Here is a 9,541-nt window from a genome sequence, read left to right as displayed (position 1 = left end):
GTCGACCTGGCCGCCGCAGGTGAACACGGGCACGGCGACCGAGTGCGGCTGCTGTTAGGCGCAGGCGGCGGAGCACGTGTCGGACCTGCAGCGCGTGAAGGCCGAGGACGCAACTACCGCAGGCGGATGAACGAGATCATCTCGTGGCAGCAGGGACGTAGCCCTAGCTTGGTGGCTCCAGCGATAGCGCCGAGCCGAGCCGTCGTGGTCATTCCGGGGGCGCGACCGGGTGCGCCTGCGGTCATGAGACGGCGGGGCCGGGCGGGCTGGCTCGTGCCCCGATGCGTCGTTCTTAAAGCGACACAGGTTATTGTCATCCGATAGACGACATGCTACAAAGTTGGTGAACGAAGCGTTCCTGTCCTCCGGGACGCTGGAGTGTGGAGGTGACAGTGATGCTGATGCGCACCGACCCGTTCCGGGAACTCGACCGGCTCACCCAGCAGGTGCTGGGCACCACCGGTACGTGGTCGCGGCCGACCGCGATGCCGATGGACGCCTACCGTGCGGGTGACGAGTTCGTCGTCGTCTTCGACCTGCCCGGCGTCGATCCGCAGGCTCTTGACGTCGATGTCGAGCAGAACGTGCTGACCGTGCGCGCGGAACGACGCCCGCAGAACAAGGGCGACGACATCGAGATGGAGATCTCCGAGCGCCCGCTCGGCGTGTTCTCGCGCCAGCTGTTCCTCGGCGACACCCTGGACGCCGACAACATCCGTGCCGAGTACGACGCCGGTGTGCTGACCCTGCACATCCCGGTCCTGGCGAAGGCCCAGCCCCGCAAGATCGAGATCAAGGCAGGGGAGGGTGAGGGTGACCGCAAGGAGATCGAGTCCTGATTCCGGGAGGACGCCATGGCCGCCACGTTCACTTCCACGTGGCCGCCGCCGGCCAACGACCCGTCTCCGCCCACTCCGGTGCGCGGAGACGGGTCGGTCGCGCCACGGCCGCCCCGCGGTGACCGTGAGGTCGCGGTGGTGAAGCTCCACGGCGAGATCGACCTCGGGACCGCCGAGGGCTTGCGCCGGCACCTGATCGCCGTGCTCGAACAGAATCCGGCGGTGACAGTCGACCTGTCCGGCGTGACGTTCATCGACTGCTCCGGGCTGCGGTCCCTCACCGCCGTCCGTCGGCACGCCCTCCGCACCGGCCGCCGCTTCACTGTCCGCAGTCCGAGCCCCGCGGTCGCCCGTCTCCTGGCGCTGCCCACGTGGACGGGGAGCTTCCAGTCGAACCGCGGCCCTCCTGCGACGAGCAAGGAAAGCTGTGACAGCCGGGTGCTGCACCCGCATCCGCACCCCCACGGAGGCGACAGCCATGGGTCTGTCGATGCACGAACGGCGCGTCCTGGCTGAGATGGAGCGGGACCTCACCGCCCGCTACCCAGGCCTCGCCCGCCGCCTCACCTCGTTCCCGAAAACCAGAGCGCTGCTGGTCAAGACGGTGAGTCGGCTGAGACGCCATCCTCGTCTCGCCGTGCTCGCGGCGACCTCACTGACCGCGGTCACTGTTTTGGCCGTGCTCGCCGCCGTGCGGCACTCCGGCGACTACGCGGCCTGGAGCGCCACCATCGCAGCCCTCGCCGCCGCGGCGCTCGCGTTCAGCGCGGCCGGCGTCGACCGTTGAGCCATCCGGTCGCCGGCAGTGCCGGGCCCGCGACCCGAAGGAGGCAGACATGCCAACCGACATCACCAAGCGCAAGGTACCCTTCGCCACGCGCCTTCCTGACCTGGCCGATTGGCTCAATCAGTTGCCGTTCACCCGGCACCTGCGCACCGAACCGCACTCCATCCGGCTTGAGCGGTTTGAAAGGGACGGAACGCTGATCATCCAGGCCGAACTGCCCGGCCTCGACCCGGCCACGACATAGAAGTCGCCCTGGACGACGGGAACCTCACCATCAGGGCCGAACGCAAGGAGGAGCACAACGACAAGCAGCACTCCGAGTTCCGCTACGGGTATTTCACCCGCACCGTCGAACTGCCCGCCGCGGCTCAGGAGGACGACGTCACGGCGTCCTACGACGCCGGCATCCTCACCGTCAGCGTGCCGCTCGACACCGCCCGCCGCGTCGCACGCCGGATCAAGGTCGCCGGCGAGCACTGATGCGGCTGCCGCCACCGAAGTGCTGAGCCAGCGGCAGGCGGTCCCGCCGTCGGCCTTCGCCGGTCAGAGACGAAGGCCGGCGGGAAGGTGCATGCTGGATGTGGCGGGCTTCGGCCGGTGCCCGGTTTCGTGTCCGGGCCCGGCCGTCGTGTCATCATCGGTTTTCGGCCGCCGGTCAGGTTTCTGTGGCGGGTCCGGTGTAGATGAGTTCGGCGGCGGTGTCTGGGCGTGGCGCAGGTGGGCGGCCGCGGACTGGATGGCGGCGATCGCCTCGCCGAGTTCGGTGGCGACGTCGGCCTGCCACTGCCGGGGGTGGGCGGGTCGTCGTAGACGGCGAGATGTGCCGGGTCGATGGCGTTCAATGCGACGGCGAACTGGCGCAGCGGGGGGCAGGCCGTGGGCGGTTCAGGCGTGGGCCGGGATGCGGCGCGGACGTGGCCGAGCGACCCCTCCGCGCCGCACGGGCGGCGCGGAGGGGTCGTCCGGGGGCTGGGCCGGTGAAGCCGGTTTCGCGTCCCGTGCCGCGGCGACGGTCGCCTCGCTCATCGTGGTGCGCAGGTCGGCGACGATCTGCGGCGACCGGTCCGTGTGGACGGCGATGCGGGCGAACGGCGCGGGCGGGCGCAGGTCGATGCTCACCGCGCCGTCGCCGAAGGGGCGCAGGGCTACGAGGTCTCGGCCGCGCGGGTGGCGCCAGATGCCCAGGCACAGCCGGCCGGGGAGCAACAAGCCCCGTTCCCGGGTGCCGCGCAGCAGGCGCCAGGGCTGCCGGGTCTGGGTGATCTGCTGGATTGCCTCCGCGGGTATCCGCACGGTCCGGGTGCCGGTCACGAGGCGTTCCCACCAGGACAGGCCGACCACGAGCTGGCCGCTTTCGACTGTCAGCGTCGCCATCACCTCACACCTCCTCGTGTCCTGCGCCGTCGTGCCGGGCCGCGGGACCGGTCGGGTTGTGGGACGGCTGGGGGTGGGCGCGGGCGGCGAGCAGTGGCGCGGTGTGCCGCTCGGTCCGGTGGGTCGCGGTGTCGGCGATGCCCTGGCGGGGCGTGCCGGGCGATCCGGGCGGCGTGGGGATGGGCCGGAGGGCTGTAGGGCGAGTTCACGGCGGTGCCGTCGAGCCAGAAGTACTTCCAGTCGTGGCCGTTGCGGTCGCGGTAGTTCTGCACGTCGTAGTCGACGCTTCACTGCTGCCAGCAGTGGCCGCAGGTGAACTCCACGCGTTCCAGGGCCAGTTCGGTGATCATGTGGCAGGCACCTCCTCCGCTCGTCTTCGCCCACCAGGCTGGCTCGGCGGGCGGCCCTCTCTGAGTCGTATACCTCCCGTGCCGGGGTCGGAACAAGCGCGGATCATCGGAACAACCGCGGATAAGGGGTTTTCTCCCCTCCACGCCGCATTGGTTGCCGCGACGGCGCACGCGGCCGTCAGCGGCGCCGCCGGTTGCTGTCGCGGCGCAGCCGGTCGGTGTGCGTCGTCAAGGCGGCCTGCCAGCTGTGGGTGGTGGGTGCTGACGTGGGGGCGTACAGCTGCCAGCGGTGCCAGGAGCTCGGCGGCGTCCGGTGCGCCGAGCGCCGCGCGCAGGTCGGAGAGTGCGGGGCGGGCGCTGCGCGGCAGCTCGGTCAGGGCGGTGATCTGCGCGGCGAGCTGGCGCAGATCGGCCGCGCTGCCCCGGGCCCAGGCCGTGACGGCGCGATCGGCGGCCCGTTCGGCGCGGATCGCCTTGACGCGCCCGGCGCCCGTCGCTCCCGCGGCGGCGGTGCCGGGTTTGAGGCGCAGATAGCGGTTCTCGGCGGCCTGGCGGCTGGTCACCCCCATGGGGTGGGCGAGGTCGGCCCAGGTGGCCCCCGAGGCGCGGGCCGCTTCCACCAGCGGCGCTTCCCAGCCTGCGAGTTCGGCGCGCAGCTGGCGCAGCAGCAGGAGCGCGGCCAGTGCCTGTTCGGATCCGCTCGTCCCGGCGGGCGGGGCGGATGGGCGCGGGTTGCGGGCGGTGCGCACTGCCTTGTCGATGGCGTTCAGGGCCGCGGCGGCGGCGAGGAACGAGACGGGCTCGGTGGGCTGGGTGCCGTCGGTGGCGGGCGGGTCGGGTGTCGTAGGCATCGCGTCACTCTCTCGACGACTCCAATATTTGTCATCCGATGGATGACATGTTAGAACATTTTCAGGTGAAGCGCACTGGCAGCCCTTTGATCCCACTGGAGGTGTTCGCGATGCTGATGCGCACCGACCCGTTCCGCGAGCTGGACCGTCTGACCCAGCAGCTGTTCGGCACGACCGGCACGTGGTCGCGTCCGGCGCCGATGCCGCTGGATGCCTACCGCGCCGGCGACGAGTACGTGGTCTGCTTCGACCTGCCCGGTGTGGATCCGGAGGCGATCGACATCGACGTCGAGCGGAACATGCTGACCGTCAAGGCCGAACGCCGCTCCCGCCGCGAGGGCGCCGACGTGAAGTGGGAGCTGTCCGAGCGCCCGGCCGGCGTCTTCTCCCGCCAGATCGTGCTCTCTGACACTCTCGACCCCGAGGGCATCAGTGCCGACTACGACGCCGGCGTCCTGACCCTCACGATCCCGGTCGCCGAGAAGGCCAGGCCCCGGAAGATCGCGATCAGCCACGGCGGCGACCGCAAGCAGTTGAAGGCCTGACCTCGCACACCAGGGCGCCGCTCCTGCTCGGGGGCGGCGTCTGCCGCGTGCCCGGGCGGCGCGACGCGTTATTCGAGCTCACGGACGCGGTCCTGTGCACCGACGGGCCGGTGAGGACCCTGGTGGACCTGGCATGGCGCCCGAGCACTGGCGTGGGCACGGCGCCCTGTACGGCGCGCTGAACAGGGGCCGCCTGGACGCCGACCGGCTGCGGACCGTGCTGGCCGGTCTGCCGCTGCCGCACGCGACCGGCGGCCGCCTGGTGCTGGCGGTGGACGTCTCGCCGTGGCTGCGGCCGGACGCCGGGAGCTGCCCGGACCGCTCGTTCTGCCACACCTACGGCCGCGGCGACGCCAAGCACCAAATGATCCACGGCTGGCCGTACTCGTTCGTTGTTGCACTGGAGACCGGCCGCACGTCCTGGACGGCGGTACTGGACGCGGTTCGGCTGAAGCCCGGTACCGACCTGGCTGCCGTCACTGCCGTCACTGCCGTCCAGCTCCGCGACGTGGCGATCCAGTTGATCGAGGCCTGGCAGTGGAAGGCGGGTGATCCGGAGGTCCAGGTGGTGATGGACGCCTGTTACGACGCCCCGCGCATCGCCCACTTGCTGGCCGATCTGCCAGTACAGGTCGTTGGCCGGCTCCGCTCGGACCGGGTGATGCGCCGCCCGGCACCGACCCGGGCGGAGTTCGCTGCGGCGAACCCGGCCGGGGGCCGGCCGCCCAAGCACGGGGCTGAGTTCGTCTTCGGTGCCCCCGCCAGGTTGGGGCGGCGCGCAGACCGTCACCACCACCGTCACTCGCCGCTACGGCACCACCGTCGCCCAGGCCTGGGACCGGTTCCACCTGCGGCTCACCCGCCGCGCTGCCTGGCTGGACTACGACGGCGAGCTGCCGGTCATCGAGGGCACCGTGATCCGCCTGGCGGTGGAGAAGCTCCCCAGCGGCGGCGTGAACCGGCCGGTCTTGCTCTGGTGGTCACGCACCGATGCCTCATCGGCCGACGTCGACCGCTGCTGGCAATCGTTCCTGCAAAGGTTCGATCTGGAGCACACGTTCCGCCTGCTCAAGCAGACCCTCGGCTGGACCAGGCCCCGCCTGCGCGACTCCGCAGCCGCCGACCGCTGGACCTGGCTGGTCATCGCCGCCCACACCCGACTTCGCCTTGCCCGTCCGCTCGTCGCCGACCTCCGCCGACCCTGGGAACGTCCGGCGGAACCGAACAAGCTCACTCCAGCCCGTGTCCGGCGCGGGTTCAGGAACCTCCACGCGAAGGCCCCCACGCCAGCGCGAGCACCGAAACCAACTCGCCCCGGCCCGGGCCGACCGCCCGGCTCGAAGAACCAGCGGCCGACTGCCCGACACGAGGTGGGCAGAGTCCTCGCCACTGGTGAGGCATACGCCCGACCCGCCAACCATCAGAAGGGCACCAATCCCAGACGAACGGGAGGAGGGCCCGCCTGATAGCGGTGCACTTCGACCGGTTCAGTTGAATGAGCGCATGAAGAGAGACCGGGAACGGAAGCGAGCTCCGTTCGGCATACCGAAGGGCATCGTCCTGCTGGCGACCGCACGCGGTTGGCGCCACAGCCTCATCACGGCAGATGGCGGGCTCGTCTGCGGACACCTACCTGACGTCCCCATAGAGGCTGACGCCGAGCAGACCAAGGAACGCGCCGCCGCGATGGTGAGTGAACTGGGACGCGAATTCCACGGCGCTGTCCTCGAAGTCAGGTGGGAAGAAGCCAAATCGCCCGATTCCTGGACCGGCCGTATCCATCACTCCCCTGGACCACAGCCTGACGAAGCTGACCAGCTCAGGACAGGACGTTAAACGACAAGGTCAGCGTTACCGCGCAGCGCGTGGATTCGGTCCACTGCAGTCTGCGGAATTCGTGTGAGGCACGCGCGCAAGCGGTGCACCGTTGCCAGCTGGACGCTGCCTGGGCCGACAGTGACTGGATCGGGCGCCAGAGGAGCCGTTGAAGCCGCCGCAAGGGCGTGCGTTTGAGAGCCGCCGCAGCAGGCCCGGTGTCCGCTGCGGCGGCCGCGAGAGCACGAGTGTCTGCTTGGAGGGCGCGATGGGGCATCTCCGTACGCGACGGAGAGCCGGTCCTCGGCGGCTTCCCCCAGCTAATCGCCGCACCCGACCGGCCACCCGGCAGGTCGAGCAGGGCTTCGGTCCCGTCGAGGCCGGGCCGGTGCGCCCGTGGGCGTTTGTGCGCCGCAAGCCGGGTAGGCGCATTGGGAGGTCCCCGGTTCACCGGCTCAGTCGGCCCTTCCGCGGTCCGGTGACGGCCCCGGCTGGGGTTGTCGTCGCGCCCGCCCGGACGCAACGGTCCGTACGCCGGAGGACGCTCCTGGGGGACCCGCGATGGAGGTGAGCGGCATGAGTGACATCCGACCCGACGAGCACGCGGACCGGGAGGACCCGCCGATGGGCCCGGGCGGCCCGGGCGGATCCAGCGGCAGGGAAGAACGAGCCGGTGACCACACCGTCCCCGGCACCGCCTCCACGCGGGAGGGTTACCAGCCGGAGCGCGGGACGGGGTCCGGATCGCCGCTGGAGGGCGTCGAGATGGACACGGACGAAGAACAGGAGATCCAGTCCTCCGACACCGAGGACCGCCCTGACGCCGGCCCTGTGCACCGCGCGTCTCGCTGAGTCCCCGCTACCTCCGCTGAGTTCCCGCTCCAGGGCACCCGCCCCATCCTCGTGGCCTGCTCGCCGTGGCAGGCGCGCATGAACAAGGACGCCGGTGTTGCGGGCGGAAGCGGCGCCAGTCGGGGGTGACGGCCAGCTGGCCGGTGTACCACTGGCCGCCCGGGCCGGTGACGGTGAGCTGTCGGCCGTCCGGGACAGCCGACCAGAGCGGGTGCGGCTCGGTCCAGCCCTCGGGCTGGCGCTGGCCGGACCAGCCGTCGCTGCCGCGCGCCGGGCGGGCGGCGAGCTGCTGCGGGTAGACGACGGCGGCCCGGCCGTGGATCAGCTCCGCCCAGGCGGCCCGGCCGCGGTAGGCGGCGAGGGTGCTGTCCACGAGCTCTACTTCTTCGTGGCCCTGGTGCGCAGCCACGGCGATATCACTGCTCCGGAGGACGTCCTGCTGTTGCGCGGCCTGCTCGCGCCCGCCGGCCACATGGCCTGGACCGGCGCCACCGCCGCCGCCCTGTGGTCCGCCCGCGCCGACGGCGGCTGGCGGCGCTTCGTCCTGATCTTCGTGACCGCCGTGACCCTGCACACCGCTTGGGACAGCACCGGGACCTTGCTCGGGTACGTGGCCGTCGGCGCGGCCAGCCTGCTGTTGCTGGGCGCGTTGACCCACCATACGGCGGGGCGCGGCACGACGGAGTTGTAGCCGCGCGCGGTGCGTGTTGGCCGGGGGCTGCCGGGTCGCCGGATCGCCTGGCGGGATCCAGAGGTGGGGTCGGCGTTGTGCATGCAGAACATCCCGGAGGTGGGATCAGCCTCAGCCATCGGCCCGCTGGCGTGCGGATCCGTTTGCGGTGGGCTGTGCCGGTCACCCGCACCACGGGGCATGTGGATCCGCTGACTGTCGTCCTGCGGAGTTGCTGTCTCGGTGGACTGTCTACGGAAGGAACGGGAGTATGCATACCAGTCACGGCTTCGCTGTCATTTTCGCCGCTGGCGCCGTGGCGCTGACGGCGGTGGCCTGCAGCGGCACGTCCACCGGCGGGCAAGGAAGCGGAAGTGCATCGCCCGCAGCATCACTGTCCGTGACCCGGCACCCGACCGAGGTCGCGGGGATTCCCGCGCGTCCGACGGGCACGGAGTTGTCCAGTCTGGAGACGGCCCTTCATCGCATCGACCCCCAGGTCTTCACAGACGGCACCGCCCAGAAACGCTTCTCCACCGCGGGTCACCAGCTGACGCTTGACCAGGCCCGCCAGATCAACGCCGTGCTGCGGCAAAAGCTCTGCTGACCTCCGCTGCATGGCGGAAGCCGCTTCCCCGAGGGGCAGGCGGCCCTGCCGCCACTACCTGCCCGGCGGAGCAGCGGTCGAGCTGTCCCGTGGGCAAAACGGTGCCCTGACCGACCGATGGCTCGCGCGCTGACGAGGCCGGTCGACACACCCGTTCGGCAGATTCCAGTGAGTGCTCCCGGGCACCGCGCAAGGGATTTCCGCGATCTGGGGTAGCTGCGCGAGCAGTGGGTACGCGCGCGGGCATGATGAAGCGGGCACTGTGGCAAGGCCTTCTCGCCGGCTTGGCCGGAGGCGTGGCGATGACGCTGGGGGAGAAGGTGGAGCAGCACTTCACCGGGCGACCGGATTCCCATGTGCCGGCTCGTGTCCTGGAGCGGCTGACCGGTATGAGGGAGCGGCCGGGCCGGCAGCCGTTGGCGTTGAACTGGGCCATGCACTTCGGCCAGGCCGCGCTGTTGGGCACCGTGCGCTCGGCCATGTCCCACGCCGGGCTGCGTGGGGCTGTGTCCTCGGCACAGTTCGCGGTGGTGCGGCTGACCAACGACCAGTTGCTGGAGAACGCGACCGGTGTCGGCGCCCCGCCGGCCACCTGGCCCCGCAAGGAGCTTCTGGTGGACGTCTTCCACAAGGCCGTCTACGCCTTCACGACCGGAGCTGTCGCCGACGCGCTGGCAGCCCGCACTGGCCCCGGCCCCGGCCAGCGCCACGCCGCCGCCCGGCCTGGTCGGCAGTCCGGGGCCGGACCCGTGCCCGCCTAAGGACCGGTGTCGACGGTGAGCGACTTTCCCGGTCTGCCCGACCTTTCCTCGCAGGGCGGCGACTCGTGTACGCCCGCAAGGGCGGCGCGC

At 71.1% G+C, this 9,541-nt stretch carries 13 protein-coding genes and 1 pseudogene; 12 read left to right on the top strand and 2 right to left on the bottom strand.

Annotation, left to right across the window (positions count from 1 at the left end):
* Positions 1-395: 395 nt before the first annotated feature.
* Genes ACZ4WV_RS19655 through ACZ4WV_RS19635 form a run of 5 tightly spaced genes read left to right on the top strand, consistent with a single transcriptional unit; the run spans position 396 to position 2,106 of the window.
* Positions 396-839, top strand: coding sequence for an Hsp20/alpha crystallin family protein (locus ACZ4WV_RS19655; protein WP_465748387.1), 444 nt, complete (start codon positions 396-398; stop codon positions 837-839).
* A 15-nt stretch (positions 840-854) separates the two neighbouring features.
* On the top strand, positions 855-1,355 hold the full coding sequence (locus ACZ4WV_RS19650; RefSeq protein WP_465748300.1) for an STAS domain-containing protein: 501 nt from the start codon (positions 855-857) through the stop codon (positions 1,353-1,355).
* Positions 1,318-1,626 carry a DUF3040 domain-containing protein gene (locus ACZ4WV_RS19645; protein ID WP_465748298.1) on the top strand — a complete coding sequence of 103 codons (309 nt, stop codon included), beginning with the start codon at positions 1,318-1,320 and terminating at the stop codon, positions 1,624-1,626. The genes ACZ4WV_RS19650 and ACZ4WV_RS19645 overlap by 38 nt, the downstream gene beginning before the upstream one ends.
* Before the next feature lie 49 nt (positions 1,627-1,675).
* Complete coding sequence (locus ACZ4WV_RS19640; RefSeq protein WP_465748296.1) at positions 1,676-1,870, top strand: hypothetical protein; 195 nt, start codon at positions 1,676-1,678, stop codon at positions 1,868-1,870.
* A complete protein-coding gene (locus ACZ4WV_RS19635) occupies positions 1,867-2,106 on the top strand; it encodes an Hsp20/alpha crystallin family protein (RefSeq protein ID WP_465748385.1) in 240 nt (79 codons plus the stop codon). Before ACZ4WV_RS19640 ends, ACZ4WV_RS19635 begins: the two co-directional genes overlap by 4 nt.
* A gap of 405 nt (positions 2,107-2,511) precedes the next feature.
* Here ACZ4WV_RS19635 and ACZ4WV_RS19630 read toward each other — a convergent pair whose 3' ends face one another.
* A complete protein-coding gene (locus ACZ4WV_RS19630) occupies positions 2,512-3,000 on the bottom strand; it encodes a hypothetical protein (RefSeq protein ID WP_465748294.1) in 489 nt (162 codons plus the stop codon).
* Between the two features lie 346 nt (positions 3,001-3,346).
* Complete coding sequence (locus tag ACZ4WV_RS19625; protein ID WP_465748292.1) at positions 3,347-4,201, bottom strand: hypothetical protein; 855 nt, start codon at positions 4,199-4,201, stop codon at positions 3,347-3,349.
* 110 nt (positions 4,202-4,311) lie between these two features.
* On the opposite strand from ACZ4WV_RS19625, the gene ACZ4WV_RS19620 reads away from it, so the two are divergent.
* From ACZ4WV_RS19620 to ACZ4WV_RS19590, 7 genes and pseudogenes are all read left to right on the top strand, one after another.
* Positions 4,312-4,746, top strand: coding sequence for an Hsp20/alpha crystallin family protein (locus ACZ4WV_RS19620; protein WP_465748383.1), 435 nt, complete (start codon positions 4,312-4,314; stop codon positions 4,744-4,746).
* Positions 4,743-6,212: pseudogene (locus ACZ4WV_RS19615) on the top strand (NF041680 family putative transposase). Before ACZ4WV_RS19620 ends, ACZ4WV_RS19615 begins: the two are co-directional and overlap by 4 nt.
* Before the next feature lie 37 nt (positions 6,213-6,249).
* Entirely contained in the window at positions 6,250-6,582 is a 333-nt protein-coding gene (locus ACZ4WV_RS19610; protein ID WP_465748290.1) for a hypothetical protein, read from the top strand.
* 555 nt (positions 6,583-7,137) lie between these two features.
* The gene (locus ACZ4WV_RS19605; protein WP_465748288.1) at positions 7,138-7,413 is read left to right on the top strand and encodes a hypothetical protein; all 276 of its coding nucleotides are present in this window, start codon (positions 7,138-7,140) and stop codon (positions 7,411-7,413) included.
* A 97-nt stretch (positions 7,414-7,510) separates the two neighbouring features.
* Positions 7,511-8,104: a PrsW family glutamic-type intramembrane protease gene (locus ACZ4WV_RS19600; RefSeq protein ID WP_465748286.1), complete on the top strand. Its 594-nt coding sequence runs from the start codon at positions 7,511-7,513 to the stop codon at positions 8,102-8,104.
* A 250-nt stretch (positions 8,105-8,354) separates the two neighbouring features.
* A complete protein-coding gene (locus tag ACZ4WV_RS19595; RefSeq protein ID WP_465748284.1) occupies positions 8,355-8,690 on the top strand; it encodes a hypothetical protein in 336 nt (111 codons plus the stop codon).
* Between the two features lie 245 nt (positions 8,691-8,935).
* A complete protein-coding gene (locus ACZ4WV_RS19590; RefSeq protein ID WP_465748282.1) occupies positions 8,936-9,451 on the top strand; it encodes a hypothetical protein in 516 nt (171 codons plus the stop codon).
* Positions 9,452-9,541 lie beyond the last annotated feature (90 nt).

This window comes from Kitasatospora sp. NPDC029312, from assembly GCF_055569215.1.
The sequence above is the reverse complement of the archived record's forward strand: the minus strand, read 5'-3'. Positions and strand labels throughout refer to the sequence as shown.

Excerpts from the sequence above, each read along its gene's own strand:
- ACZ4WV_RS19605 (WP_465748288.1), top strand. The coding sequence starts at position 7,138 with ATGAGTGACATCCGACCCGACGAGCACGCGGACCGGGAGGACCCGCCG.
- ACZ4WV_RS19595 (WP_465748284.1), top strand. The coding sequence starts at position 8,355 with ATGCATACCAGTCACGGCTTCGCTGTCATTTTCGCCGCTGGCGCCGTG.
- ACZ4WV_RS19590 (WP_465748282.1), top strand. The coding sequence starts at position 8,936 with ATGATGAAGCGGGCACTGTGGCAAGGCCTTCTCGCCGGCTTGGCCGGA.
- ACZ4WV_RS19655 (WP_465748387.1), top strand. The coding sequence starts at position 396 with ATGCTGATGCGCACCGACCCGTTCCGGGAACTCGACCGGCTCACCCAG.
- ACZ4WV_RS19650 (WP_465748300.1), top strand. The coding sequence starts at position 855 with ATGGCCGCCACGTTCACTTCCACGTGGCCGCCGCCGGCCAACGACCCG.
- ACZ4WV_RS19630 (WP_465748294.1), bottom strand. The coding sequence starts at position 3,000 with ATGGCGACGCTGACAGTCGAAAGCGGCCAGCTCGTGGTCGGCCTGTCC.
- ACZ4WV_RS19645 (WP_465748298.1), top strand. The coding sequence starts at position 1,318 with ATGGGTCTGTCGATGCACGAACGGCGCGTCCTGGCTGAGATGGAGCGG.
- ACZ4WV_RS19610 (WP_465748290.1), top strand. The coding sequence starts at position 6,250 with ATGAAGAGAGACCGGGAACGGAAGCGAGCTCCGTTCGGCATACCGAAG.
- ACZ4WV_RS19640 (WP_465748296.1), top strand. The coding sequence starts at position 1,676 with ATGCCAACCGACATCACCAAGCGCAAGGTACCCTTCGCCACGCGCCTT.
- ACZ4WV_RS19625 (WP_465748292.1), bottom strand. The coding sequence starts at position 4,201 with ATGCCTACGACACCCGACCCGCCCGCCACCGACGGCACCCAGCCCACC.
- ACZ4WV_RS19620 (WP_465748383.1), top strand. The coding sequence starts at position 4,312 with ATGCTGATGCGCACCGACCCGTTCCGCGAGCTGGACCGTCTGACCCAG.